A 24,757-nucleotide genomic window follows, 5' to 3' on the forward strand; every position below is an offset into this window, starting at 1 on the left:
CCGGATCCGGGGCTGTGTGCGGAGTGAAGGGGGATCGAGGGTGCCGAGAATCGCCGAAGTGCGGGACGCTGCCGAACCGAGTTCGGAGGAACAGCGGGCCCGCCACGTCCGCATGCTCGAGGCCGCCATCGAACTGGCCACCGAGAAGGAACTCGCCCGGGTCCAGATGCACGAGGTGGCCAAACGTGCCGGCGTCGCGATCGGGACGCTGTACCGGTACTTTCCGTCGAAGACGCATCTGTTCGTCGCGGTGATGGTCGATCAGATCGACCGGATGGGTGCCGGGTTCAAGAAGAGTGCGCCCCCTGGCGAATCGCCGCAGGATGCGGTGTACAACGTGCTGGTCCGCGCCACCCGCGGGCTGTTGCGCCGGCCCGCATTGTCCACCGCGATGATCCAGTCCACGAGCACCGCCAACGTCGCGTCCGTGCCGGACGCGGGGAAGGTCGACCGGGCATTCCGGCAGATCATGCTGGACGCCGCCGGGATCGAACATCCGACGGAGGAAGACCTCACGGCGCTGCGCCTGCTGGTGCAGCTGTGGTTCGGCGTCATCCAGTCCTGCCTCAACGGCCGGGTCTCGATTCCCGATGCCGAGTCCGACATCCGTAGGGCGTGTGACCTGCTGCTGGTCAACCTGTCGCATCGCTGACAGATCGCCGGCGTCGGGCCGCCTCCCGCCGACCTCGACGTGAAATTCATTCCTGACTCCTGAGCTGTGCGGAGAACTATTTCGCATGGCGAAGGGCATTGATGTCTCCTCAAAAGTAGAATACATTTCAAAAATGAGCCGCGGACGCGTCCGCGTGCCGGAAGAACTCAAGGAGCGGAACATGGGCAACGCCGTCATCGTCGACGCGGCACGGACACCGATCGGGCGCCGGCGCGGGGCACTGTCCGGACTGCACCCGGCCGAACTACTCGGCGCCGCACAGCGGGGTGTCCTCGAACGGGCCGGTGTCGCCCCGGCGGACATCGGGCAGATCGTCGGCGGATGCGTCACCCAGGCCGGTGAGCAGTCCAACAACGTGACCCGGCAGGCGTGGCTGCACGCGGGACTGCCGTACGCGACGGCGGCCACGTCGCTCGACTGCGCCTGCGGATCTTCCCAGCAGGCCGTACACGTCGTGGCGGGTCTCATCGCGTCCGGCCAGATCTCCGCCGGAATCGGGTGCGGTGTCGAGGCGATGAGCCGGGTGTTCCTCGGCCAGGCCGTCACGACGGAGACCGGCAACCCCTACCCCGACGACTGGGCGATCGACATGGGCGACCAGTTCACGTCCGCCCAGCGGATCGCCGACCTCCGCGGGCTCGGGCGCGGCGACGTCGACGCGTTCGGGCTCGAGTCGCAGCGACGCGCCGCCCAGGCCTGGGCGGACGGACGGTTCGACCGCGAGATCGTTCCCGTCACCGCTCCCGTCGTGGACAAGTCCGGCGCACCCACCGGTGAACTTGCGGTGGTCACCCAGGACGGGGGACTGCGCGAGACGACCGCGGAGGCCCTGTCGGCCCTGAAGCCCGTGATCGACGGCCACATCCACACCGCGGGCAACTCGTCCCAGATCAGCGACGGCGCCGCCGCCGTCCTGCTCATGGACGGCGGCCGTGCCCGCGAACTCGGATTGCGGCCGCGCGCGAGGATTCTCGCGTCCGGCATGGTCGGCTCCGACCCGTACTACCACCTCGACGGGCCGATCGAGTCGACGCGCATGGTCCTCGAACGCGCCGGAATGTCTTTGGGCGACATCGATCTCGTCGAGATCAACGAGGCGTTCGCGTCCGTCGTGCTGTCGTGGGCGCAGGTGCACGGAGCCGACATGTCGAAGGTGAACGTCAACGGCGGCGCCATCGCCCTCGGACATCCGGTGGGCTCCACCGGGGCCCGGCTGATCACGACCGCCCTGCACGAACTGGAGCGCTCCGACACCTCCACCGCGCTGGTCACGATGTGCGCGGGCGGCGCGCTGTCCACCGCAACCATCATCGAACGCATCTGACCCGAACGATCGACGAGGCCGACATGACAATGGGATTGACCGAAGAAGAGCGCGACCTGCGTGACTCGGTGCGAGGCTGGGCCACACGGACCGTGACCCCGGCCGTGCTCCGGGAGGCCGTCGAGGCCAAGACCGAGCAACGACCGCTGTTCTGGAAGTCGTTGGCGGAACTGGGCGTACTGGGACTCCACCTGCCCGAGGATGTGGGCGGGGCGGGGTGTGGACTGGTGGAATTGGCAGTGGTCGCCGAGGAACTGGGCCGGGTCCTGCTGCCCGGTCCCTTCCTCCCGACCGTGCTGCTCGGCGCCGTCCTGCACGAGTCCGGGCGCACGGGTGAGCTCTCCGGGCTGGCCGACGGTTCGGCCCTCGGCGCGGTGGCCCTGCAGCCGGGTTCGCTGCGTCTCGTCCGGGACGGCGGAGTGGTGACGCTGGACGGTGAGTCCGGGTACGTCCTCGGCGGGCAGGTGGGCGACCTGTTCCTGCTCGCGGCGAGAGACGGCGACGAGACCGCGTTCGTGGCGCTCGCCCGCGGCCGGCTCGACGTGACCGACCTGCCCAGCCACGATGTGGTGCGCCGCAACGCGACCGCTTCGGTGAACGCCCTCGAGATCGCCGAAGCCGATGTCCTGCAGATCGATTCGCAGCGCGTTCTCGATCTGGCGGCCACCTTGTTCGCCGCCGAGGCCTCGGGTGTCGCCGACTGGGCGGTCACCACCGCCGCCGACTACGCCAAGGTGCGCCACCAGTTCGGCCGCCCCATCGGCCAGTTCCAGGGGGTGAAACACCGGGTCGCCCGTATGCTCTGCCTCGCCGAACAGGCCCGCGTCTGTGCGTGGGACGCGGCCCGTGCGATGAATCCCGGAAGCAGTGCCAGGGCCGCGACGGCTGCGCCGCGATGCAGTGCGGCGGAGGCGTCACTCGCGGCCGCGGTCGCCGGAGCCACCGCACCCGACGCGGCGTTCGCCGTCACCAAGGACTGCATCCAGGTGCTCGGGGGAATCGGCTACACCTGGGAACACGACGCCCACCTGTACCTGCGCCGGGCGCAGTCGCTGCGGATCCTGCTCGGGTCCACCGCATCGTGGCGGCGGCGCGTGGCCCGCGCGACCCTGGGCGGGGCCCGCCGGGTGCTCGGCATCGACCTGCCTCCGGACGCCGATAGCATCCGCGCCGGCGTGCTCGCAGAACTCACGGACGCGGCCGCATTGGACGAGCCGGAGCGCAGGACGTACCTGGCCGAGAAGGGCTACACCGCACCGCACCTCCCCGCGCCGTGGGGTAGGGGAGCGGGCGCCGTGGAACAACTCGTGATCGCGGAGGAACTGCGCGCGGCCGCGCTGAAGCCCCACGACATGATCATCGGCAACTGGGTGGTGCCCACGCTCATCGCGCACGGCAGCGACGAACAGTTGCGGCGCTTCGTGCCCCCGTCGCTGCGCGGCGACCTCGTCTGGTGCCAGCTGTTCTCCGAACCCGGCGCCGGATCGGACCTCGCCGGCCTGACCACCCGGGCCACCAAGGTGGACGGCGGCTGGGTGCTGCGGGGGCAGAAGGTGTGGACGTCGATGGCCCGGGACGCGGACTGGGGTATCTGCCTCGCCCGCACAGATGCCTCGGTGCCCAAACACAAGGGGGTGTCGTACTTCCTGATCGACATGAGGGGCAGCGACGGCCTCGACATCCGGCCGCTGCGCGAGATCACCGGCGAGGCACTGTTCAACGAGGTGTTCCTCGACGACGTGTTCGTCCCGGACGAACTCCTCGTGGGCGAACCGGGCGACGGCTGGAAGCTCGCCCGCACGACCCTCGCCAACGAACGGGTATCGCTGTCGCACGACTCCTCGCTGGGCTCTGGCGGCGAGGCTCTGCTGACCCTGGCCGGCGAACTGCCCGGCGGCATCGACGACGAGCAGCTGACCGTGCTCGGCAAGGTCCTCTGCGACGCACAGTCCGGCGGCCTGATGGGGCTGCGCACCACCCTGCGCTCGATCGCGGGCGGGCAACCGGGCGCCGAGTCGTCGGTCGCGAAACTGCTCGGCGTCGAACACATCCAGCAGGTGTGGGAGGTGGCGATGGACTGGGCCGGACCGCGCGCCCTGCTCGGCGACCGGCCCCGCACCTCCGCTACGCAGATGTTCCTGAACTCGCAGTGCATGTCGATCGCGGGCGGCACCACCAACGTCCAGCTCAACATCATCGGCGAACGACTGCTGGGTCTGCCGCGTGATCCCGCGCCCGGAAAGGGAGCGTGACCTGACATGGCGATCGACGTGAAGGCCGCGCTGACCGCGGAACCGGCCGTGCGTGATGTGGCGTGGACCGAGCGTGACGTGATGCTCTACCACCTCGGACTCGGCGCCGGCGGGAACGCCCAGGACCCCGCGGAACTGCGCTGGGTGTACGAGAAGGACTTGCTGGTGCTGCCGACGTTCGCGCTCGTCGCGGGGCAGGGAATCTCGGCCGGCGACGCACCGGCGGCCGGGCTGAGCCTGCCCGGTATCGACATCGACCTCCGCAAGATCCTGCACGGCGGACAGTCGCTCACCGTGCACGCGCCCATTCCTCCGTCAGGTGGGGCCCGGGTGTCCTCGCGGGTGGCGGACGTGTGGGACAAGGGCAAGGCCGCCGTCATCGTGCTCGAACAGACGGCCACCGACTCGGGCGGGAACCCGTTGTGGACCACGGGGATGCAGATCTGGGCCCGCGATGAGGGCGGGTTCGGTGGCTCCCCGGGACCCGAGTCGGTGGCCACGGTGCCGGCCCGCGAACCCGACAAGGTGCTGGTGTCGCGCACCGGGACGGCGCAGGCCCTGCTCTACCGGCTCAGCGGCGACCTCAACCCGCTGCACGCAGACCCCGAATTCGCGGCCGCGGCCGGGTTCGAAAGGCCGATCCTGCACGGGCTCGCGTCGTACGGTGTGGTGTGCAAGGCCGTCGTCGACGGGATGCTGGACGGCGATCCCACACGACTGCGCCACTACGCGGTGCGGTTCGCGGGCTCGCTGTACCCGGGCGAGACCGTCGAGACCGCGGTCTGGCACGACGGCGACCGGCTGACCCTGCGCGCGACGTGCCCCGACCGTGACGGGCAACCGGTCCTGACCCAGGCGACGATGGAGGTGAGCGGATGAGCGTCGGTACGCACCCCACGTTCGAGAACAGCCCGTCGGGAACGGTGCTGACGTCACCGCCCGACAGTTCCGCCGTCGACCGGGCGACCGAGGCCGCCCGCCGCGTGGTCGACGCGCTGCTGCGGACCGATCGCGGCAACGCCAACCTCGACCGCGTCGCGGAAGAGCTGAACAGCATCGCCGAGCACCTCGAGGAACACGCGCCCGCCGTCGCCGAGCGGCTGATCGACATGTGGAACGGCGAGGGCGTCACCCGGCACGATCCCGTCACCGGACCCGAGAACGCGCTCGCGCCGCCTGTGGTCCTCGAGGGGCTGTCCGACGGATCGGTCCGGGGCACCGTCACGCTGACCATCCCGTACCAGGGGCCGCCCGGGCACGTCCACGGCGGCGTGTCCGCGCTCCTGCTCGACCACGTCCTCGGCGTCGCCAACGCCTGGGGTGGAAAAGCCGGCATGACAGCGCAGTTGAGCACCCGCTACCACCGCCCGACGCCGCTGTTCGAACCACTCACCCTGACCGGGAAGCTGATGTCGGTCGACGGCCGCAAGATCACCACCGTCGGCGACATCCGGACCGCGGACGGCGAGGTGTGCGTCTCGGTCGAGGGACTGTTCGTCGACAAGACCGTGCCCCGCCCACGATGACCCCGATCAGGAGCAGACAATGACGTCACCCGGCCGTTTCGAGAACAAGGTCGTCTTCGTCACCGGCGCGGCGCGCGGGCAGGGCCGCGCCGAGGCCGTCCGGTTCGCGTCCGAGGGCGCCGACGTCATCGCGATCGACGCCTGCACCGAATTCGCGTCCACCGCCTATCCCGGCGCCACCCGGGACGACCTGGCCGAGACGGTCCGGCTCGTCGAATCCACCGGCCGGCGGATCGTCGCCTCCACCGCGGACGTGCGCGATTTCGACGGACTCTCGCGTGCCCTCGCCGACGGCATCGAGCAGTTGGGCCGCCTCGACGTCGTGATCGCGAACGCGGGCATCTGCTCGGGGGCGTTGTCGTGGGAGATCACCGCCGAGCAGTGGCAGGAGACGGTCGACGTCAACCTCACGGGAACGTTCCACACCGCGAAGGCGGCGGTTCCGTATCTGATCGAACAGGGGGAGGGCGGCGCCGTCGTCTTCACGAGTTCGGTGTCCGGGCTGAAGGGCACCCCGTTCACCGGGCACTACGTCGCCACCAAGCACGGCATCACCGGGCTCGCCAAGACGATGGCGAACGAACTCGGGGAGCACCGCATCCGTGTCAATACGGTGCACCCGGCGGGCGTGGACACCGGCATGAAGGTGCGCGACCTGCACCCGCTCATCGCCCGGTACGCGTCGACGCTCGGCTCCATCTACCAGAACTCACTGCCCTACCGCATCACCCAGCCGGAGGACGTCGCCGCCGTCGTCGCCTGGGTGTGTTCGGACGAGGCGAAATACATCACCGGGGCGCAGATTCCCGTCGACCTCGGCAACCTCATTCGCTGAGGTTCGCCGTCTGTGTTCGCCGAATGTCACAGTGGTGCAGTTCGACCGCACCACTGTGACATTCGGCGCTCAGCTGCCGGTGTCAGACGGCGATGTCCCGGCGGATCGTCTTGCCGGTCGCGTTGCGGGGCAACAGGTCCGTGGTGATCCGCCAGCGGGTCGGGACCTTGAAATACGACAGGCGATCCGCGGCGTACTCGCGCAGTTCCGCCTCGGTGGTCACGGCACCCGGTCGCAACACCACGACAGCCGCCACCTCCTGACCCAGATCCTCGTGGGGCGTCCCGATCACCGCGCATTCGAGCACGTCGGGGTGTTCGTCGAGGCACTGCTCGATCTCGGTGGGGTACACGTTCTCCCCGCCGCGCAGAATAAGATCCGAGCGACGTCCGGTCAGCCGCAGGCGACCGTTCTCGACGAGTCCGTAGTCGCCGGTCCGGAGCCATCGGCCCGGGGCGATCGCCGCAGCGGTGGCGGCCTCGTCCTCCCAGTAGCCGAGCATCACGAACGGGCTGCGCACGCACACCTCGCCCTCGACGCCGTCGGGCAGCCACTCCCCGTACGGGTCGCGGATCTCCATGCTCACCGTGATGATCGGACGTCCCAGAGTCCTGGGGAACTGCTCGAGTTCGGGGGCGGTGGCGACGGCGATCGCGGTACTGCACTCGGTGAGTCCGTAGCTGTCCACGAGGGCGTTCCGCGCGAACGGCACCTTCTCGCGCAGCCGTTCCTTGAACGCCACCGACGACGGTGCGGACGCCAGCGAGAACGACGTGAGCGACGACAGGTCGTACTTGTCGAGGTCGTCGTGCTCGACCAGACGGGACGCCATCGTGGGCACCGCTCCCCAGTTGGTGACCCGTTCCCGCTCGACGAGGCGGAGCACGGCGTCCACGTCGAATCCGCCCTGGTGCATGACGACCGCGCCGCCCGTCGCCAGCCGCGGAATCACCAGATTGTGCAGGCTCGCGATGTGGAACAGGGGAGAGGTCAGGAGGTAGCGAAGCGGACTCGGCATCGCCGGGTCGACGGGTCGTCCACTGAATTCGCCGACCACGGCGTCGCTGAACCGGTGGTAGTCGACGACGGCCAGAATGTTGCGCTGCGAGTGCAGCGCTCCCTTGGGTCTGCCGCTCGTGCCGCTGGTGTAGAGGATGGCGGCGGGATCGTCCTCGTCGACGTCGGTGTGCGGCATCGGGGACCCTGCGTACTTCGCGAAGATCGCGGGCAGATCCGCCTCCATCGTGAGGACCGGAAGGTCGGTGCCGACCGCGGCGAGCGTCTCGGCGCGCTTCGCGTCGGCGATCACCACAGTGGGGCGACTGTGCGTCAGCCCGTACTCGACCTCCCGCCGAACCCACCAGCCGTTCAGTCCGACGCTGATGGCGCCGAGCACCTGCGTGGCCCAGAACGCGACCACCCACTCGGGGGTGTTCGCGGCCAGGATCGCCACCCGGTCACCCTTCCGGACGCCGTGGTCCTCGCGCAGCGCCGTCGCCAGGGCCGCGACCGCGGCGGCGTGCTCCGTGTAGGACATCCGGCGGTCGGCGGTCACGAGGTAGTCGCGGTCGCCCCACCGGAGCGACGTGGTGAGGAGTTCGCCCACCGAGCGCCCGCGGTTCTTCATCACCGGCATCCGGGTGCCGAGTACCGGCTCCTCGACGAGTTCGAACCGGCCACCGGGTCCGGTGAGACGGGACATCACCTGATCCAGGTGCAACTGTGGATCTGTAGGGGCAGTCATCGGGGCGACCTTTCGTCCTCGGGCACTCGTACCGACACAAGATGGCACGCCGTGACGGGCGCCCGGACGTGGTTACCACTCAGCGAGACTGCCGCGATCCGCGACATCCCGGCGCCGTTACGTTCGACAGCGAATCGCAGCTGGAGGAACTCATATGACGATAGATCTCGACCCGCCCACAGTGAAGGTCGACCCGCTCGCCCCGGCCACACTCGGGCCGATCACCCTGCGCAATCGCGTGATCAAGGCAGCGACGTACGAGGGCCTGACCCCGAAGGGGATGGTCACCGACGAGCTCATCGAATTCCATCGGCAGCCCGCCGCCGGAGGCGTGGGCATGACGACCGTCGCGTACTGCGCGGTCGCCGCGGACGGACGCACGTCGCCCGGCCAGATCCAATGGACCGACGAGACGATGCCGGGCCTGCGGAAGCTGACCGACGCCATCCACGCCGAGGGTGCGGCAGTGTCTGCGCAGATCGGCCACGCGGGACCGGTCGCGGCTGCGAAGTACATCGGATCTCCGGCCTTGGGCCCGTCCCGTGCGTTCCGGATGACCACCCAGAACTTCTCCAAGCCGGCGTCTGCGGCAGATATCGCCCGGATCGTCGAGGCACACGCCAACGCGGCTCGCCGCGCGGTGGAGTCGGGGTTCGACGCCGTGGAGATCCATTTCGGCCACAACTACCTGATCAGCTCCTTTCTCAGCCCGAAGGTCAACAAGCGCACGGACGAATACGGCGGATCCCTGGCGAACCGCGCCCGGTTCGCGCTCGAGACCGCACGCGCCGTACGCGACGCGGTGGGGGACAGGATCGCGATCCTCGCCAAACTGAACATGGACGACGGTGTGCCCGGGGGCTTCTGGGTGGACGAGGCCATCCAGGTGGCGCAATGGCTCGAACAGGACGGTTCGCTGGACGCGCTCGAGCTCACCGCGGGCAGTTCCCTGCTGAACCCGATGTACCTGTTCAAGGGCGACGCGCCGCTCCGTGAGTTCGCCGCCGTCATGCCGCAGCCGACGAAACTGGGAATCCGGTTGGTCGGCAAGCACTTCCTGAAGGAATACCCCTACCGCGACGCCTACCTCCTCGAGGACGCCCGCCAGATCAGAGCCGCCGTGACGATGCCGCTCGTCCTACTCGGTGGCATCACCGGCAAGGCGACCATGGACCTGGCGATGGCGGAAGGATTCCAGTTCGTGGCCGTCGCACGGGCACTCCTGCGGGAACCCGACCTCGTCAACCGGATCACGGAGGAGACCCACAACCCCGGTCTGTGCATTCACTGCAACAAGTGCATGACGGCCATCTACGGTGGCACCCACTGCGTGCTCCGCGTGCCGTGAGCGTGCATACCGTGTCGACAGGAGAGATGGAGTTGGAACGCACCACGATCGCCGAGATGCTGCTGGACCGGCTGGGTGACGACAGACTGGGAGTCCGTACCCGGGAACAGGATTGGACCTGGGACGAGGTGGTACGCGAGAGTGCGGCCCGCGGGGCCGTCGCATCCTCGCTGCGGCGCGACGGACCGTTCCACGTCGGAGTCCTGCTCGAGAACACCCCCGAGTTCCTGTTCTGGCTGGGCGGCGCCGCGATCGCCGGCGCCACCGTGGTCGGCATCAATCCGACCCGTCGCGGGGCGGAACTCGAGGCCGAGATCCGGTACGTCGACTGCCAGCTGATCGTCACGGACACCGCAGGGAAGGCACAGCTCGCCGGTCTCGACCTCGGGCTGTCCGACGACCGGTTTCTGCTGGTCGACGATCCGGCCTACACCGAACTCGTCGCGTCCCATGCCGTCGAGAGTCCGGCCGGGGAGCCCGGGATCGACGCGTCGACGCTGTTCCTTCTGCTGTTCACGTCCGGCACCACCGGCACGTCGAAAGCGGTGCGGTGCAGTCAGGGCCGGCTCGCCCGGCTGGCGTACGCGAACACCGTCAAGTACGGGCACGTGCGCGAGGACGTCGACTACTGCTGCATGCCGCTGTTCCACGGCAACGCGCTGATGGCGCTGTGGGCGCCCGCACTCGCCAACGGCGCCACCGTCTGCCTGCCGCGCAAGTTCTCCGCGTCCGGATTCCTGCCCGACGTCCGGTTCTTCGGCGCCACATTCTTCACCTACGTCGGCAAGGCGCTGGCGTACCTGATGGCCACACCGGAGCAACCCGACGACCGTGACAACACTCTCGTCCGCGGTTTCGGGACCGAGGCGTCCCCGGAGGACAAGACCGAATTCGTCCGCCGGTTCGGCGCCGAACTGTACGAAGGGTACGGCTCGAGCGAAGGCGCCGGTTCGGTGACGCTCGACCCCGACGCCCCCGAGGGTGCGCTCGGCAGACCCGCGAACGAGAACATCGTCATCGTCGACCCCGACACCCGCGCGGAGAAGGCCCGGGCGCGGCTCGACGGGCACGGTCGCGTGCTCAACCCGGACGAGGCGATCGGCGAAATGGTCGACAAGGCCGGCGCGGCGCGATTCGAGGGCTACTACAAGAACGAGGACGCGATCGCGGACCGCATCCGGCACGGCTGGTACTGGACGGGCGACCTCGGGTACGTCGACGAGGCCGGCTTCATCTACTTCGCCGGCCGGAAGGGCGACTGGATCCGCGTGGACGGGGAGAACACCTCGGCGTTGATGGTGGAGCGCATTCTGCGCCGCCACCCGAAAGTGGTCGCCACCGGCGTGTACGCCGTCCCCGACCCGCGGTCGGGCGATCAGGTGATGGCGGCCGTCGAGGTGTCGGACCGCACCGATTTCGATCCGGCGGAGTTCGCCGCCTTCCTCGGCAGACAGGACGACCTGGGCACGAAGGCGGCACCCCGCTTCGTCCGGGTGTCGACGGACCTGCCGGTGACGGGATCGAACAAGGTGCTCAAACGAACGCTGCAGGAACAGCGCTGGCGTTGCGACGATCCGGTCTTCCGGTGGGTGGGACGCGGTGTTCCCGAATACCACCAGATGACCGACAGTGAGAAGGCCGCGCTGGAGCAGGAGTTCCACACGCACGGCCGGCAACGATTCCTGCACGTGTGACGGTGAGGGTGACATGAAACTGGGTGTGGTGGTTCCCGTCGAGCTGGGACGGGCGGGCGAGCCCGAGTGGATACTCGAATTCGCGAGGGCTGCGGAATCACTCGGATTCGACGAGATCTCCGCCGTCGAGCACTCGGTCGTCATCGCGGACACGGCGAGTGCCTATCCGTACTCGCCCACCGGGAAGTCGCACCTGCCCGACGACTGCAGTCTGCCGGACCCGCTGGAACTGCTGTCGTTCGTCGCCGGCGCCACGACGACCCTGGGTCTCGCGACGGGCGTGCTGGTCCTGCCCAACCACCATCCGGTGGTGCTGGCGAAGCGTCTCGCCACCCTGGACCGGCTGTCCGCGGGACGCCTCCGTGTCTGCCTCGGTCTCGGCTGGATGCGTGAGGAGATCGAGGCCTGCGGAGGTGATTTCGACCGGCGCGGCGCGGTCGCCGACGAGGCGATCGCGGTGATGCGGGCGCTGTGGTCGGGTACCGGCGCCGTCGACTTCGCGGGCGAACACTTCTCCTTCCGCGGCGCCCAGAGCTGGCCCAAACCCCACCGGAATTCGGGAGTGCCGCTCTACATCGGCGGTCACAGCCCAGCGGCCACACGGCGGGCAGGGCGGCTGGGCAACGGATTCCAGCCGCTCGGCCTGGCCGGCGACGACCTGGACCGGGCGATCGCCCGGATGCGGGCTGCGGCAGCGGACGCCGGCCGCGATCCCGCCGACGTCGACCTCGTGCTGGGGGCGACGCTGCCGCGGCTGGACGAGGCCAAGCTCGACCGGTCCCGGGACCTGGGTGCGAGTCGGCTCGTGCTGTCGGCGTCCCGACACGCGCAGTCCCTCGGCCAGGTCATCGACGAGATGGCCGCCTGCTCGGCGCGGTTGGGCCTCAGTCCGGCACGGTGACCGGCACGTCCTCGCTGAAGTCGACGATCAGTTCGCGCCGGGAGAACTGCCAGCCGGTGTCGCCGAGCACGTACCGGTCGTGGTAGCGCAACGCGATCCGGTTGTCGCGGAAGCCGTTTCGGCCGGCGTAGACATGGTGCGCCGTGCAGTACGTCTCGCCCGACGCCGTCGACCCGTCCACGTCGATCACCTGCTGGTGCACGACGTGCCGGGTGGATTGCAGATGCGAGACGGCGTCCACGACGGCGGACGCGAGCACGCCGCTGCCGCGGAGTTCCGTTGCCGCGCCGGTGCCCGTCAACGCGGGCGGGAGGACGAACGTCGCGTCGGAGTCGAACAACGCCGCGAGCGTTGCCGCCTCGCGCCGGTCGACGGCCCGCGCGTAGCGGGCGGTGAGTTCGGTGAGAGCGAATCCGGTGGCCATTCCACCATTCCAGCGGACGTCCGGCATCGGCGACAGCCACCTCCCGCTGACCGAGACATCGGCACCGAGGCGTGGGAGTGCTGGTTAGCGTCCAGAACACCCGTGGCGACAGCCACGCACAGGTTTGAGGAGAACGCCGATGGATGTGAGGGAATCGCCCGGGCAACGGGAACTCCGGCGGGAGTTGCGCGCCTACTTCGCGGCGCTGCTGCCGGAGGAGACGCGGCGGATCGCGGGTGAGGAGGGTGTGGGCGGAGAACACTTCCGCGACATCGTGCGGCTGCTGGGCAAGGACGGCTGGCTGGGTGCCGGCTGGCCGGTGGAGTACGGCGGGCAGGGACGGTCGATCGAAGACCAGTTCGTGTTCTTCGACGAGGTGCAACGGGCCGGGTTGCCGTTCCCGTTCGTCACCGTCAACACGGTCGGCCCCACCTTGATGAAGTACGGCACCGAGGAGCAGAAGGCGCGGTTCCTTCCGGGCATCCTGGCCGGCGACATCGTCTTCGCCATCGGGTACACCGAACCGGAAGCCGGTACCGACCTCGCGTCGCTGCAGACCCGGGCCGTGCGCGACGGGGACACGTGGGTTGTCGACGGCAACAAGATCTTCACCAGTGGCGCCAACACGGCCGACTATGTGTGGCTGGCGTGCCGCACCGATGCGGACGCACCCAAGCACAAGGGCATCTCGATCCTCATCGTCCCCACCGACGATCCCGGCTTCAGCTGGTCGCCGATCCACACCGTGGGCGGGCTGACGGTCACGTCGACCTACTACACCGGGATCCGGGTCGGCGATCAGGACGTCGTGGGTGACGTCGACGGTGGCTGGCAGCTGATCACCGCTCAGCTCAATCACGAACGCATCGGGCTCGCCGCGCTCGGCGGACGCACGCTCGGCCTGTGGCACCAGGTCCTCGACTGGGCCGGACGGAACGGTGCACTCGACATCCCGTGGGTGCAGATGGACTTCGCGCGCACTCACGCGAAGCTCGAGGCGATGCGACTGCTGAACTGGAAGATGACCGCCGCGGTCGCGCGGGATGCGTTGTCGGGTGCCGACGCCGGTGCCACCAAGACGTACGGCACCGAAACCCACGTCGACGTCTATCGCACGCTGCTCGGGATCCTCGGTGCCGCCGGACGGCTGCGTCCGGGCTCGCCGGGCGCGATTCTCGCCGGCCAGATCGAACAGATCTCCCGGCAGAGCGTGGTGAACACGTTCGGCGGCGGCGTCAACGAGGTGCTCCGCGACATGGTCGGCACCCTCGGCCTCGGACTCGCCCGCGAGAAGAGGGTGAAATGAGCGAACTCCTCACCCGGCTGCGCGCCTTCGAGGGACGGACGATCGTCCCGGCCACCTGGGGTCCCGACCCGGTGAACACTCCCATGATCCGGCACTGGGCCGAGGCGATGGGTGACACGAGCCCGGTCTACCTCGACGACGACGCCGCACGCGCCACCGGCCGCGGCGGCGCCGTCGCGCCTGCGCAGATGCTGCAGGTGTGGACGATGCGCACATTCGCCGACACGATGTCCGGCGCCGACCCGTCACCCGTCTGGACGGAACTGATCGCCACACTCGACGAGGCGGGATTCACGTCCGTCGTCGCCACCGATTCCGACCAGGAATTCTTCGCAGAACTGCGTCCCGGCGACCGGGTGAGCACGACCGAGGTCGTCGAGTCCGTCTCCGCGGAGAAACGGACAGGTCTCGGCGCAGGACATTTCGTCACCACCCTCAAGACGTACCGCAACGGTGACGGCGAGATCGTCGGCACCCAGCGGTGGCGGACACTCCGATTCCGGCCCGCCGAACGCCCGGCCACGCGCGCGCTGCGCCCGCGGCCCGCCCTCGACGACGACAACGCGTTCTGGTTCGCGGCCGCCCGCGAGCACCGCCTCGTCATCCAGCGGTGCACGAACTGCGGTGTGCTGAGGCACCCGACCGGACCGATGTGCGGGGAGTGCCGCTCCACCGAATGGGACACCGTCGACGCGTCGGGGCGGGGCACCGTCTACACGTTCGTCGTCAACCACCACCCGAAGATCGACGCCTTCGACTACCCACTGATCGTCGCGGTGATCGAACTCGCGGAGGGCACCCGCCTGATCGCCAACATGACGGGTGTCGAACCCGAACACGTGCACATCGGAATGCCCGTGGAACTGGACTGGATCGACGCAGACCCGGAACTCACACTTCCCGCATTCCGGCCCGCAGTATCGGAGGAACACTGATGGACTTCACATTCGGCGAGGAGCAGGAAGCGGTCCGCGGACTGGCCGCGGACGTGTTCGCCGCCAGGTCGCGACCCGAGCGGATCACGGACGTCGAGTCGGGCGCCGACCGGATCGACCGGGAACTGTGGCGCGAACTGGTCACCACCGGGCTGCTCGGCATCGCCCTGCCCGAGAACCTCGGAGGCGGCGGCATGGGACTCGCCGAACTGTACGTCCTGCTCGAGGAGCAGGGCCGGACCGTGGCGCCGGTTCCGTTGTGGCCGCACGTGCTCGGCGCGCTCGCGATCGCCGAGTTCGGGACGCCGGACCAACGGGACGCGCTGATCCCCGCGGCGGCCGACGGCAGCCTGATCCTCACGGTCGGACTGGAGGAGTTCGGACCGTACGTCGCGGGCGAACCGGCGACGACGGCACGCGAGGTGGACGGCCGGTGGCAGGTCCACGGCGCCAAGGCCGCGGTGCCCGTGGCGCACCTCGCCGAACGCCTCCTCGTCTCCGCGACCACACACAGCGGTTCGGCGCTGTTCCTGGTGCACCCGGAGGCCGCGGGTGTGACTGCGCAGCAGGCGGAGTCGACCACCCACGAGATCTGCGCGAACGTCGCGTTCGACGCGGCCCCCGCGGAACCGGTCGGCCCGGCGGACGGTACCGCGGTGCGGTGGCTGCTCGAACGAGCGGAACTGGCGGTCGCCGCCCTGCAACTGGGCGTGGGGGAGGGCGCGGTGCGTCAGGCCGTCACGTACCTCAACGGACGCACCCAGTTCGGCCGCCCGCTCGCGACGTTCCAGGCCGTCACCCATCAGCTCGCGGACTGCTACATCGACCTCGAGGCCATGCGGGTGACACTGTGGCAGGCCGCCTGGCTCCTCGCGAGCGCGGAAGATCCGGGAACCGCTGTGCTGGTCGCGAAATGGTGGGCGACCGACGGCGGCCAGCGGGTCGTCCACCGCACCCAGCACGTGCACGGCGGAATCGGTGTCGACACCGACTACCCGGTGCACCGGCACCTGCTGTGGGGCAAGCAGCTCGCCGCCACCCTCGGCGGAGCCGGCTCCGACCTGGCACGTCTGGGCGCGCAGCTGGCGGCCGGGGTCGAGGTGGTCGCATGACCGCCACCGTCGGCACCACGACCTACGACGCCGTCACGGTCGGCGATCGGCTGCCGGAGTTGGTGATACCGCTGACCCGCACCCTGATCGTCGCCACCGCCCTCGCCACCCGCGATTTCCAGGACGTCCACCACGATCCGGCGCTCGCGGTGGAGCGGGGGTCGAAGGACGTGTTCATGAACATCCTCACCACCAACGGGCTGGTGGGACGGTTCGTCACCGACTGGGCGGGGGCGCACGCGTCGCTGCGCCGGATCGCGGTGCGGCTCGGTGCCCCCAACTACCCCGGCGACGAGATGACCCTGACCGGTGAGGTGGTCGCGAAGGACGACGGCCTCGTCACCGTGAAGATCCGCGGCGCGAACAGCCTCGGTGATCACGCCACCGGCACCGTCGTCGTCGCGTGGACCGCGGGAGGGAACCGATGACCAGCCCCCTGTCGGGCGCCGCCGCCATCGTCGGCATCGGCGCCACCGAATTCTCCAAGCACTCGGGACGAAGCGAACTGCAACTGGCGTGCGAGGCGATCGTCGCCGCACTCGCCGACGCGGGCATCGACCCGTCCGAGGTCGACGGACTGTCCACGTACACCGCCGAGACGAACGGGGAGGTCCTCGTCGCCCGCAACACGGGCATCGGCGAGCTGAAGTTCTTCTCCCGCATCGGGTACGGCGGCGGCGCCGCGTGCGCCACTGTCCAGCAGGCGGCGATGGCCGTGGCGACGGGCATCGCCGACGTCGTCGTCTGCTACCGCGCCTTCAACGAACGGTCCGGTGTGCGGTACGGACTCGGGCAGCACGACCGACCGATGGACTGCACCGCGGACCGGGCGGCGTACGCCTGGCTGACCCCGCAGGGATTGTCGACGCCCGCCCAGTGGGTGGCGATGTTCGCCCGCCGGTACATGCATCGGTACGGCGCCACGAGTGAGGACTTCGGCCGGATCGCGGTCGTCGCACGCAAGCACGCCGCCGGCAACCCGGCCGCCTGGTTCCACGGGCGGCCCATCACCCTCGACGACCACCAGAAGTCGCGGTGGATCGCCGAACCGCTGCACCTGCTGGACTGCTGCCAGGAAACCGACGGCGGCCAGGCCCTCGTCATCGTCTCCGCCGAACGCGCCAAGGACCTCCGCACCACCCCGGCGATCGTCAAGGCCGCCGCGCAGGGCTCCGGCAAGGACCAGCACATGATGGCCAGCTACTACCGGCCCGACATCACCGGAATACCCGAAATGGGCCTCGTGGGCAGGCAACTCTACCGGCAGAGCGGTCTCGCGCCCGACGACATCTCGGCGGCGATCCTCTACGACCACTTCACCCCGCTCGTCCTCCCGCAACTCGAGGAACTGGGTTTCTGCGATCCTGGCGAGGCTAAGGACTTCATCCGGGACGGCAACCTCGAGGTCGGCGGCCGACTCCCGGCGAACACCCACGGCGGCCAGATCGGTGAGGCCTATCTGCACGGCGTCAACGGTATCGCCGAGGCAGTTCGCCTGATCCGCGGAACGTCGACGACACAACCGGACGGCATCGGCAACGTGCTGGTGACCGCGGGCACCGCCGTGCCCACCAGCGGCCTGATCCTGGGCAGAGAGGACTGATCATGACGACAACCGAGCGCACGACGGCAGGAGCGTGGCGAGGCGAGGACCTCGGCACCCGGACCGTGAGTTACGACGAGCGCGACGTCATCCTGTACGCACTGTCGGTGGGTGCGCGGGCCACCGAGATGGACCTCGTCTTCGAGGAGCGTCTGCGGGTGCTGCCCACGTTCGCTCTCACTCTCGCCCAGTGGGCGCCGGACGAACTGGGGTCGCGGGGCGCTTTCGACACGAAGACGGCGCTGCACGGATCGCAGGAACTGACGGTGCTCGCGCCGCTTCCCCGTCGCGGCGAGATCGCGTTGTCGGCGTCGGTCGGCGAGGTGTGGGACAAGGGCTCGGCCGCCGTGTTCGAGGTGCGCGTCGACTCCGAGTTCTTCGTCGCCACCTGGTCGCTGTTCGCGCCCGGCGCCGGTGGTTTCGGCGGCGATCGAGGCCCCGCGAAACCGTCTCGGCCCGAGGGTGAACCGGCCGTGGACGCTGTTCTGCGGACCGCGGAGAACCAGGCGGCGCTGTACCGGCTGACCGGCGACCGGCACCACATCCACATCGACCCGGCGGCGGCCGAGCGGATCGGGCAGCCCCGGCCGATCATGCACGGCCTGTGCACGCTCGCCGCGAGCACGCTGGAACTCGCCCGTGCGCTGGACGTCCACCCGGCCGACCTCGTCCGGCTGGAGGGACGGTTTGCCGCACCGGTCTACCCGGGCGACGCGCCGACGTTGCGAGCCTGGGGTGATGCGGGTGATGCGTCGTTCGAACTCGTCCAGGACGACCGGCCGGTGATCGCCGGCGCCCGCGCCGCGTTCGGCTGACCGCACGGTCGCCGTCCGTCGCCGAATGTCACACCGGTGCAGTTCAACTGAACCGATGCGGCATTCGGCGAGGAGGTCAGGAGTGGGTGGCGAGATACCGCGCGGGATACTCGCCGCCGCCGTGGACGGCGAGATCGGCGCCGTTCACGTACGACGCCTGCGCGCTCGCCAGGTACAGGCAGGCGTCCGCGATGTCGGACGGCACCGCCATCCGCCCCATCGGCAGGGTCCGGGTGACGGCGGCGCCGCCGTCGTCGCCGTAGACGGACGCCGCGCTCTCCGTGCGGATGAGACCCGTGGTGATGTGGTTGATCCGGACCTTCGGAGCCCACTCGAGCGCAAGCGCTTTCGTCAGAACCAGCAACCCCGCCTTCGCGGCGCTGTACGCGGCGGTGCCGGGTTGCGGATCGTGGGCGGAGACACTGCCGATGTTGACGATGGCACCGCCGTCGGACTGCTGCTGCATCACCGCATTGGCGGCCTGGGCGACAGTGAAGGGCGCCAGCAGATTCAGCGCGACGATCTTCTCGACGAAGCGCGGCGAGACGGTGGCCGCGTCGGCATCGGGCGAACCACCCGCATTGTTGACGAGGACGTCGAGGCGGCCGTACCGCGCGACGGCCTCGTCGATCAGGGCGGCGGCGTCGGCGTGGTCGCGGACGTCGGTCGCGCGGAACGCGGCGGTGCGATCACCGTGCGCGGGCGGGGTGTCCGGTGCGCTCCGGCCGCACACGAGCACGTTCGCACCCGCGGCGAGAAACGATTCGGCGACGACGAAACCGATGCCCTTGGTTCCGCCGGTCACGACGACGGCGCGGCCACTGAAATCGAGAGGATGGGGGATTGTCACGGGAGACCTTCGGAGTGAGGGAGCGCGGGATTGCCGGCGCTCGAATGGGATCGGGTGAATCAACACGAAGACCGAAAACAAGCAAATGCTTGGTTCGATAGTAGGGGAACGGGAGTGGACATGGGCAAACTCGACGGCAAGGTCGCGCTGATCACCGGTGCGGGGCAGGGGATCGGGCAGGGAATCGCCCTGGCCCTCGCCCGGGAGGGCGCGGCAATCGCCGTCGCCGGCCGGACCGAATCGAAACTGCACGGCACGTGCGAGCGGCTCACCGAACTCGGCGCACGCGGCGAACCAGTGGTGTGCGACGTCAGCAGGCGGGCGGACATCGCGTCCGCCGTCGTGCGGACCGTGGACGTGTTCGGCGGCGTCGACATCCTGGTCAACAACGCCAACGACTGCACGCCGGGACCGATCCTGTCGGTGATCGACGAGGAGTACGAGCGGTCGTTCGCAACGGGACCGCTCGCGACGCTGCGCATGATGCAGTCGTGCCACCCGCACATGAGGGCGCGCGGCGGCGGCGTGATCGTCAACCTCGTCACGTCGGCGGCCGTGCGGTGGGACGCGAGCAACTACGGCGCCTACGGTTCGATCAAGGAGGGAATGCGTTCGCTGACCAGGTCGGCGGCGTGCGAGTGGGGCCGGGACGGCATCCGGGTGCTGTCCGTGGCCCCGCACGCCAAGAGTCCGGCGCTCGAGCGATGGATGGACAGGAACCCGGACGAGGCGGCGGAGTTCGTGGCGGGCATCCCGCTCGGACGGGTCGGCGACGCCGAAACCGACATCGGACGTGCCGTCGTGTTCCTCGTGAGCGAGGACGCCGGCTACCTTACCGGGGCCACCATCCCCCTGGACGGCGGGCAGTCCCGTTGGGGCTGACGGCGGGCAGTCCCGTTGGGGCTGACGGCGGGCATCCGGGTCCCGCACAGCGGGAAGGCCGGGGGCCGGCGCGCTCGATCTGCACTAGTTTCGGCAGGATCGAATTACCGTAGCGAGAGGGCACCGTCGCGATGACGACCGTTGAAACACCACGCAGTTCGCGATCAGTAGTGGTCACCGTGGCCGCTGTCGTGGAGGAGACGTCCGACGCCCGGTCGCTGGTGTTCGACGTCCCCGACGAGCGTCGGCACGAATTCGCCTACAAGCCCGGGCAGTTCCTGACGCTGCGCATCCCGAGCGATCGGACGGGTTCCGTCGCGCGGTGTTACTCGCTGGCCAGTTCGCCGTTCACCGACGACCTGCCGAAGGTGACGATCAAACGCACCGCAGGCGGGTACGGTTCGCACTGGTTGTGCGACAACGTCGGTGTCGGCGACCGCATCGAGGTCCTGCCTCCCGCGGGCGTGTTCACTCCGGCCAGCCTGGACGAAGACCTGATCCTGTTCGCCGCGGGCAGTGGAATCACCCCGGTGATGTCGATCCTCAAGTCGGCGCTCAGCGAGGGCAACGGGAAAGTCGTTCTCGTGTACGCGAACCGGGACGAGAAGTCGGTCATCTTCGCCGAGGAGTTGCGGGAACTCGCGGCCCGCCACGAACACCGGCTGACCGTCGTGCACTGGCTCGAGAGCGTGCAGGGCCTGCCGACACCGCGGCAGCTGGCGAATCTGTCGGACCGGTTCCGGGACCACCGCGCCTACCTCTGTGGGCCGCGCCCCTTCATGGACGCGATCCACGAGTCGCTCGCACTCGCCGGCGTCCCGCGCGACCGTGTGCACGCCGAGGTGTTCACCTCACTGTCCGGGGATCCGTTCGCGGACGTCGTGGTCGAGGAACTGCCGGACACGGAGGCGGGAACGGCGTCGACGGTCGAGGTGCAACTCGACGGCGAAGCGCACAACCTGCGCTGGCCCCGCCAGGCGACACTGGTCGACGTCATGCTCTCCAAGGGGCTCGACGTCCCCTACTCGTGCCGCGAGGGCGAATGCGGTTCCTGCGCATGCACGGTGGTCCAGGGAGAAGTGGACATGGACAACGCGTCGATCCTCGATCCCGAGGACATCGCGAGCGGCTACATCCTCGCGTGCCAGGCCCGCCCCGTCAGCGAGCACGTGCGGATCGAGTTCTGACCGACGCCGGTACTACTTCTCCGTCTGCGCCGCCGCGGCGTGGGCGCCCAGGTCGGCGAGGCGGATCGGGTAGCGCGGTGGGCGATCGACGATGACCTCCCGGGTGACGGCGAGGTCACGGTCGACGTGGAGCAGTTCGCCCGGCTGCAGTGGCATCCAGCCGGGGTCCTCGTCCATCTGTTCGCTGGCGGCGACCACCGCCGGATACTCGGCGAGATGCTCGGACCTGGCACGGATCCGGCCGGGAGTGCTCGCGTGCTGGAGGTGGCGACCACCACTCGGACCGCCCGCGCGCCGCTCGAGGAACAGCAGGTCGTGGGTGTCCGGGTACCGTAGCGCCCACAATTCGCCGGGCGTGGTCAGCAGGATGTTGAGCGCGTAGATCGGCACGTTGTCGGCCAGCCATCGGGCGGCCGAGGTGATGCCGGCCGTGACGTCGCCGCCGTTCCTGCCGATGTGACTGGTCACGAGGGCGAAGACGCGTTCCGAGTCGGTGTCGCCGTGAACGAGCGCGAGATCGGAGCCCAGTTCCGCCTCGAGCTTCGGCAGGTCTTCGACCACGCCGTTGTGGGCGAACACGCGACCGCCCTGGGCGAACGGGTGGGTGTTCTGGGGAAGCAGTTCACCCGTGGTCGCGAAACGGATGTGCGCGACGAACGTGACCGAAGAGCGATGCTTCGCCTCTTGCGCGAACTCCCTGTCCTCGTATGCGGCGAGCGGTTGCTTCTCCACCACCGGAGTTCCGTCCTCCGCGAACGTGCCGAGACCGGTGCCGTCCGGCTCGCGGTGACTCTGCTGTGCGAGGCTGTCCGGGGCGTCCAGCAGCCAGAACGACGCGCGGACGCGATGCGGGGCGGCGGACAACCCGAACAATCGGCACATAACTTCCCTCTCGGATGGGCGGATCAGCGGTAGTCCGGGTTGGCGAAGTCGGGGCGGCAACCCGCGTCCCACTCCGAACGTCGATTTCCGTACGCGGGGAACCCGCCGGCCTTCTTCAACATCGCGGCGACGTGCATCAGGTTGTACGTCATGAACGTGGTGTTGCGGTTGGTGAAATCGTTCTCCGGACCGCCCGACCCTTCGTCGAGATACGACGGGCCCGGGCCGGCCTCACCGATCCATCCGGCGTCGGCCTGCGGCGGGATCACGTATCCGAGATGCTGGAGGCTGTAGAGGATGTTCATCGCACAATGCTTGACCCCGTCCTCGTTGCCGGTGATCAGACAACCCCCGGCGCGCCCGTAGTAGGCGTACTGGCCGTGGTCGTTGAGAATCGACGAGCAACCGTAGAGCCGCTCGATCACCTGTTTCGTGACGGAACCGTTGTCGCCGAGCCAGATCGGACCGGCCAGGACCAGGATGTCGGCGTCCAGCACTCGCTGAAACAGCTGGGGCCATTCGTCGCTCGGCCACCCGTGCTCGGTCATGTCCGGATACACGCCGGTCGCGATGTCGTGGTCCACCGCCCGGATCTGGTCGACCGAGACGCCTTCCTGCTCCATCAGGCCGACACTGCGGTCGATCAGCCCCTGGGTGTTGCTCACGTCGGGGGACCGCTTCAGGGTGCAGTTGACGAACAGGGCACGCAGGCCGCTGAAACGGGGGGTTCCGTCCCGCGGCGACGGATCGGCCATCAGTCCTCCCACGAAAGAGTCCGGAAGTCCACGATATGCCGCGGCGGTCCCTGTTCGTGGCAGAAGAGTCCGCCCGGTCCGGGACGATCCCGGACCGGGCGGACCCGGGTGTTCTGTCAGCCCAGCGCGGAGATCGCCTTCGCGACGCCCTCGCCGTAGGCGGGATCGCACTGCGTGCAGTTGTCGATGTGCCGCTGCACGACCTGCTGCGACGCGCCGTTGATGGCCCGCGCGGTGTTCTCGAACAGCACCTGCTTCTGCTCGTCGCTCATGTTGTTGAACAACACGCGCGGCTGCGAGAAGTAATCGTCGTCGTCCTCCCGGAAGTTGAACCGGTCGGCGAACGCGCCCACGCCCTGCGCGGGATCGCGGTACCGGCTCTGCTCCTGCCACTTGCCGTAGCTGTTCGGCTCGTAGTGCAGGGTGCCACCGTTGTTGCCGTCGACCCGCATGGCACCGTCGCGGTGGAAGTTGCTCACCGGGCAACGGGCCGCGTTGACCGGGATCTGGTAGTTGTTCACGCCGAGGCGGTAGCGCTGCGCGTCACCGTAGGAGAACAACCGGCCCTGGAGCATCTTGTCCGGGGAGAAGCTGATGCCGGGCACGACGTGTGCCGGGTTGAACGCCGCCTGCTCGACCTCGGCGAAGTAGTTGTCGGGGTTGCGGTTGAGTTCCCATTCGCCGACCTCGATGAGCGGGTAGTCGGCCTTCGGCCACACTTTCGTCAGGTCGAACGGGTGGTAGGGGACCGTGTCGGCGTCGGCCTCGGGCATGATCTGCACGCACAGCTTCCACTTCGGGAAATTGCCGGCCTCGATGGCGTCGAAGAGATCCCGCTGATGGCTCTCGCGGTCGGCGCCGACCAGGGCCTCGGCCTCGGCGTCGGTGAGGTTCTCGACTCCCTGCTGCACGCGGTGGTGGAACTTCACCCAGAAGCGTTCGCCCTCGGCGTTGATGAAACTGAACGTGTGCGAACCGAATCCGTGCATGTGCCGGTACGACGAGGGGATACCGCGGTCGCTCATCACGATGGTGACCTGGTGCAGCGACTCGGGCAGCGACGTCCAGAAGTCCCAATTGTTTTCGGGGCTGCGCAGATTCGTGCGGGGGTCACGCTTGACGGCGTGGTTGAGATCGGGGAACTTCAGCGGGTCGCGGAAGAAGAAGACCGGGGTGTTGTTGCCGACGAGGTCCCAGTTGCCTTCCTCGGTATAGAACTTGACCGCGAAGCCGCGGATGTCGCGCTCGGCGTCGGCGGCGCCGCGCTCACCGGCGACGGTGGAGAAGCGGGCGAACAGGTCGGTCTTCTTGCCGACCTCGGAGAAGATCTTCGCGCTGGTGTACCGGGTGATGTCGTTCGTGACCGTGAACGTTCCGTACGCACCGGAACCCTTGGCGTGCATGCGGCGTTCCGGAATGACCTCGCGGTCGAAATGTGCGAGCTTCTCGAGGAACCAGACGTCCTGCAGCAACTGCGGCCCGCGGGGCCCGGCAGTGACGACGTTCTGGTTGTCGGGGACGGGTGCGCCTACGGCCGTGGTGAGCTTGTCGCCCGTGTTCGCAGTGGTCTCTCGGCTCACAGTGGATCCCTTCGTTGCTGACTCTCGCGGTGGGTTTTCTGGAACTGGCTGTCGGGCAAGAGGCTTCGCCGATGGACGGGTCGACGTCGCGGATCGAACCACCCTCACGGGACGCGACGTGGTGGTGGC

23 protein-coding genes are annotated in these 24,757 nt (G+C 68.9%); 17 read left to right on the forward strand and 6 right to left on the reverse strand.

Annotated elements, in window-relative coordinates:
• Window positions 1-40 precede the first annotated feature (40 nt).
• The 6 genes from HGB39_RS03295 (at window position 41) to HGB39_RS03320 (ending at window position 6,610) form a co-directional block, all read left to right on the forward strand.
• The gene (locus HGB39_RS03295) at window positions 41-652 is read left to right on the forward strand and encodes a TetR/AcrR family transcriptional regulator (RefSeq protein WP_005238914.1); all 612 of its coding nucleotides are present in this window, start codon (window positions 41-43) and stop codon (window positions 650-652) included.
• Window positions 653-833: 181 nt separating this feature from the next.
• Entirely contained in the window at window positions 834-1,997 is a 1,164-nt protein-coding gene (locus HGB39_RS03300) for a steroid 3-ketoacyl-CoA thiolase (RefSeq protein WP_005570121.1), read from the forward strand.
• Window positions 1,998-2,020: 23 nt separating this feature from the next.
• Window positions 2,021-4,249, forward strand: a complete 2,229-nt coding sequence (locus HGB39_RS03305) for an acyl-CoA dehydrogenase family protein (protein WP_043791627.1) — start codon at window positions 2,021-2,023, stop codon at window positions 4,247-4,249.
• A 6-nt stretch (window positions 4,250-4,255) separates the two neighbouring features.
• Window positions 4,256-5,128 carry a MaoC/PaaZ C-terminal domain-containing protein gene (locus HGB39_RS03310; protein ID WP_005570125.1) on the forward strand — a complete coding sequence of 291 codons (873 nt, stop codon included), beginning with the start codon at window positions 4,256-4,258 and terminating at the stop codon, window positions 5,126-5,128.
• Window positions 5,125-5,775 carry a PaaI family thioesterase gene (locus HGB39_RS03315; RefSeq protein WP_005570126.1) on the forward strand — a complete coding sequence of 217 codons (651 nt, stop codon included), beginning with the start codon at window positions 5,125-5,127 and terminating at the stop codon, window positions 5,773-5,775. The genes HGB39_RS03310 and HGB39_RS03315 overlap by 4 nt, the downstream gene beginning before the upstream one ends.
• A gap of 19 nt (window positions 5,776-5,794) precedes the next feature.
• The gene (locus tag HGB39_RS03320) at window positions 5,795-6,610 is read left to right on the forward strand and encodes a mycofactocin-coupled SDR family oxidoreductase (RefSeq protein WP_005570128.1); all 816 of its coding nucleotides are present in this window, start codon (window positions 5,795-5,797) and stop codon (window positions 6,608-6,610) included.
• Between the two features lie 82 nt (window positions 6,611-6,692).
• Here the strand turns inward: HGB39_RS03320 and casG are convergent, their stop codons facing one another.
• On the reverse strand, window positions 6,693-8,354 hold the full coding sequence (gene casG, locus HGB39_RS03325; RefSeq protein WP_043791624.1) for a steroid-24-oyl-CoA synthetase: 1,662 nt from the start codon (window positions 8,352-8,354) through the stop codon (window positions 6,693-6,695).
• A gap of 154 nt (window positions 8,355-8,508) precedes the next feature.
• Here casG and HGB39_RS03330 point away from each other — a divergent pair, with 154 nt between their 5' ends.
• The 3 genes from HGB39_RS03330 to HGB39_RS03340 are packed head-to-tail and all read left to right on the forward strand — an operon-like array spanning window position 8,509 to window position 12,297.
• Window positions 8,509-9,702, forward strand: a complete 1,194-nt coding sequence (locus tag HGB39_RS03330; RefSeq protein ID WP_005570132.1) for an NADH:flavin oxidoreductase — start codon at window positions 8,509-8,511, stop codon at window positions 9,700-9,702.
• Between the two features lie 26 nt (window positions 9,703-9,728).
• Window positions 9,729-11,396 carry a steroid-22-oyl-CoA synthetase gene (gene casI, locus HGB39_RS03335; protein WP_005570133.1) on the forward strand — a complete coding sequence of 556 codons (1,668 nt, stop codon included), beginning with the start codon at window positions 9,729-9,731 and terminating at the stop codon, window positions 11,394-11,396.
• Between the two features lie 13 nt (window positions 11,397-11,409).
• Window positions 11,410-12,297: an LLM class F420-dependent oxidoreductase gene (locus HGB39_RS03340; protein ID WP_005570134.1), complete on the forward strand. Its 888-nt coding sequence runs from the start codon at window positions 11,410-11,412 to the stop codon at window positions 12,295-12,297.
• On the opposite strand, the gene HGB39_RS03345 is transcribed toward HGB39_RS03340, so the two are convergent.
• Window positions 12,281-12,721 carry a nuclear transport factor 2 family protein gene (locus HGB39_RS03345; protein ID WP_005255709.1) on the reverse strand — a complete coding sequence of 147 codons (441 nt, stop codon included), beginning with the start codon at window positions 12,719-12,721 and terminating at the stop codon, window positions 12,281-12,283. The two genes, HGB39_RS03340 and HGB39_RS03345, sit on opposite strands and share 17 nt — an antisense overlap.
• A gap of 139 nt (window positions 12,722-12,860) precedes the next feature.
• Between HGB39_RS03345 and HGB39_RS03350 the strand changes: the two genes are divergently transcribed.
• From HGB39_RS03350 to HGB39_RS03375, 6 genes are read left to right on the forward strand one after another with little or no spacing between them, the layout of a single operon-like run.
• Complete coding sequence (locus HGB39_RS03350) at window positions 12,861-14,027, forward strand: acyl-CoA dehydrogenase family protein (RefSeq protein WP_005570136.1); 1,167 nt, start codon at window positions 12,861-12,863, stop codon at window positions 14,025-14,027.
• Window positions 14,024-14,962 carry a bifunctional MaoC family dehydratase N-terminal/OB-fold nucleic acid binding domain-containing protein gene (locus HGB39_RS03355; protein WP_064080703.1) on the forward strand — a complete coding sequence of 313 codons (939 nt, stop codon included), beginning with the start codon at window positions 14,024-14,026 and terminating at the stop codon, window positions 14,960-14,962. The genes HGB39_RS03350 and HGB39_RS03355 overlap by 4 nt, the downstream gene beginning before the upstream one ends.
• A complete protein-coding gene (locus HGB39_RS03360) occupies window positions 14,962-16,074 on the forward strand; it encodes an acyl-CoA dehydrogenase family protein (protein WP_005568561.1) in 1,113 nt (370 codons plus the stop codon). Before HGB39_RS03355 ends, HGB39_RS03360 begins: the two co-directional genes overlap by 1 nt.
• Window positions 16,071-16,502, forward strand: coding sequence for a MaoC family dehydratase (locus HGB39_RS03365; protein ID WP_005255714.1), 432 nt, complete (start codon window positions 16,071-16,073; stop codon window positions 16,500-16,502). The genes HGB39_RS03360 and HGB39_RS03365 overlap by 4 nt, the downstream gene beginning before the upstream one ends.
• The gene (locus tag HGB39_RS03370) at window positions 16,499-17,677 is read left to right on the forward strand and encodes a lipid-transfer protein (protein WP_005568564.1); all 1,179 of its coding nucleotides are present in this window, start codon (window positions 16,499-16,501) and stop codon (window positions 17,675-17,677) included. The genes HGB39_RS03365 and HGB39_RS03370 overlap by 4 nt, the downstream gene beginning before the upstream one ends.
• A gap of 2 nt (window positions 17,678-17,679) precedes the next feature.
• Window positions 17,680-18,492, forward strand: a complete 813-nt coding sequence (locus HGB39_RS03375; protein WP_005568566.1) for a MaoC/PaaZ C-terminal domain-containing protein — start codon at window positions 17,680-17,682, stop codon at window positions 18,490-18,492.
• Between the two features lie 76 nt (window positions 18,493-18,568).
• Here HGB39_RS03375 and HGB39_RS03380 read toward each other — a convergent pair whose 3' ends face one another.
• Entirely contained in the window at window positions 18,569-19,342 is a 774-nt protein-coding gene (locus tag HGB39_RS03380; protein WP_005568568.1) for an SDR family oxidoreductase, read from the reverse strand.
• A gap of 120 nt (window positions 19,343-19,462) precedes the next feature.
• Here HGB39_RS03380 and HGB39_RS03385 point away from each other — a divergent pair, with 120 nt between their 5' ends.
• Both HGB39_RS03385 and HGB39_RS03390 read left to right on the forward strand, forming a co-directional pair.
• The gene (locus HGB39_RS03385) at window positions 19,463-20,224 is read left to right on the forward strand and encodes an SDR family NAD(P)-dependent oxidoreductase (protein WP_005568570.1); all 762 of its coding nucleotides are present in this window, start codon (window positions 19,463-19,465) and stop codon (window positions 20,222-20,224) included.
• A 131-nt stretch (window positions 20,225-20,355) separates the two neighbouring features.
• On the forward strand, window positions 20,356-21,411 hold the full coding sequence (locus HGB39_RS03390) for a ferredoxin--NADP reductase (protein ID WP_005568572.1): 1,056 nt from the start codon (window positions 20,356-20,358) through the stop codon (window positions 21,409-21,411).
• Window positions 21,412-21,423: 12 nt separating this feature from the next.
• Here HGB39_RS03390 and HGB39_RS03395 read toward each other — a convergent pair whose 3' ends face one another.
• The 3 genes from HGB39_RS03395 to HGB39_RS03405 all read right to left on the reverse strand — a co-directional run bounded on the left by HGB39_RS03395 (window position 21,424) and on the right by HGB39_RS03405 (window position 24,628).
• A complete protein-coding gene (locus tag HGB39_RS03395) occupies window positions 21,424-22,293 on the reverse strand; it encodes a class II glutamine amidotransferase (RefSeq protein ID WP_005568574.1) in 870 nt (289 codons plus the stop codon).
• A 23-nt stretch (window positions 22,294-22,316) separates the two neighbouring features.
• Complete coding sequence (locus tag HGB39_RS03400) at window positions 22,317-23,048, reverse strand: flavodoxin family protein (protein WP_005568575.1); 732 nt, start codon at window positions 23,046-23,048, stop codon at window positions 22,317-22,319.
• Window positions 23,049-23,164: 116 nt separating this feature from the next.
• On the reverse strand, window positions 23,165-24,628 hold the full coding sequence (locus tag HGB39_RS03405) for a catalase (protein ID WP_005568576.1): 1,464 nt from the start codon (window positions 24,626-24,628) through the stop codon (window positions 23,165-23,167).
• Window positions 24,629-24,757 lie beyond the last annotated feature (129 nt).

This window comes from Rhodococcus opacus (assembly GCF_012396235.1).
GTDB classification, from domain to species: Bacteria; Actinomycetota; Actinomycetes; order Mycobacteriales; family Mycobacteriaceae; genus Rhodococcus_F; species Rhodococcus_F opacus.

What these genes read in the sequence shown, in the direction of transcription:
- HGB39_RS03315 (WP_005570126.1), top strand. Translation starts at nt 5,125, where the DNA reads ATGAGCGTCGGTACGCACCCCACGTTCGAGAACAGCCCGTCGGGAACG.
- HGB39_RS03390 (WP_005568572.1), top strand. Translation starts at nt 20,356, where the DNA reads ATGACGACCGTTGAAACACCACGCAGTTCGCGATCAGTAGTGGTCACC.
- casG (WP_043791624.1), bottom strand. Translation starts at nt 8,354, where the DNA reads ATGACTGCCCCTACAGATCCACAGTTGCACCTGGATCAGGTGATGTCC.
- HGB39_RS03395 (WP_005568574.1), bottom strand. Translation starts at nt 22,293, where the DNA reads ATGTGCCGATTGTTCGGGTTGTCCGCCGCCCCGCATCGCGTCCGCGCG.
- HGB39_RS03305 (WP_043791627.1), top strand. Translation starts at nt 2,021, where the DNA reads ATGACAATGGGATTGACCGAAGAAGAGCGCGACCTGCGTGACTCGGTG.
- HGB39_RS03310 (WP_005570125.1), top strand. Translation starts at nt 4,256, where the DNA reads ATGGCGATCGACGTGAAGGCCGCGCTGACCGCGGAACCGGCCGTGCGT.
- HGB39_RS03400 (WP_005568575.1), bottom strand. Translation starts at nt 23,048, where the DNA reads ATGGCCGATCCGTCGCCGCGGGACGGAACCCCCCGTTTCAGCGGCCTG.
- HGB39_RS03340 (WP_005570134.1), top strand. Translation starts at nt 11,410, where the DNA reads ATGAAACTGGGTGTGGTGGTTCCCGTCGAGCTGGGACGGGCGGGCGAG.
- HGB39_RS03385 (WP_005568570.1), top strand. Translation starts at nt 19,463, where the DNA reads ATGGGCAAACTCGACGGCAAGGTCGCGCTGATCACCGGTGCGGGGCAG.
- HGB39_RS03320 (WP_005570128.1), top strand. Translation starts at nt 5,795, where the DNA reads ATGACGTCACCCGGCCGTTTCGAGAACAAGGTCGTCTTCGTCACCGGC.
- HGB39_RS03345 (WP_005255709.1), bottom strand. Translation starts at nt 12,721, where the DNA reads ATGGCCACCGGATTCGCTCTCACCGAACTCACCGCCCGCTACGCGCGG.
- HGB39_RS03370 (WP_005568564.1), top strand. Translation starts at nt 16,499, where the DNA reads ATGACCAGCCCCCTGTCGGGCGCCGCCGCCATCGTCGGCATCGGCGCC.
- HGB39_RS03350 (WP_005570136.1), top strand. Translation starts at nt 12,861, where the DNA reads ATGGATGTGAGGGAATCGCCCGGGCAACGGGAACTCCGGCGGGAGTTG.
- HGB39_RS03375 (WP_005568566.1), top strand. Translation starts at nt 17,680, where the DNA reads ATGACGACAACCGAGCGCACGACGGCAGGAGCGTGGCGAGGCGAGGAC.
- casI (WP_005570133.1), top strand. Translation starts at nt 9,729, where the DNA reads ATGGAGTTGGAACGCACCACGATCGCCGAGATGCTGCTGGACCGGCTG.
- HGB39_RS03360 (WP_005568561.1), top strand. Translation starts at nt 14,962, where the DNA reads ATGGACTTCACATTCGGCGAGGAGCAGGAAGCGGTCCGCGGACTGGCC.
- HGB39_RS03355 (WP_064080703.1), top strand. Translation starts at nt 14,024, where the DNA reads ATGAGCGAACTCCTCACCCGGCTGCGCGCCTTCGAGGGACGGACGATC.
- HGB39_RS03365 (WP_005255714.1), top strand. Translation starts at nt 16,071, where the DNA reads ATGACCGCCACCGTCGGCACCACGACCTACGACGCCGTCACGGTCGGC.
- HGB39_RS03330 (WP_005570132.1), top strand. Translation starts at nt 8,509, where the DNA reads ATGACGATAGATCTCGACCCGCCCACAGTGAAGGTCGACCCGCTCGCC.
- HGB39_RS03300 (WP_005570121.1), top strand. Translation starts at nt 834, where the DNA reads ATGGGCAACGCCGTCATCGTCGACGCGGCACGGACACCGATCGGGCGC.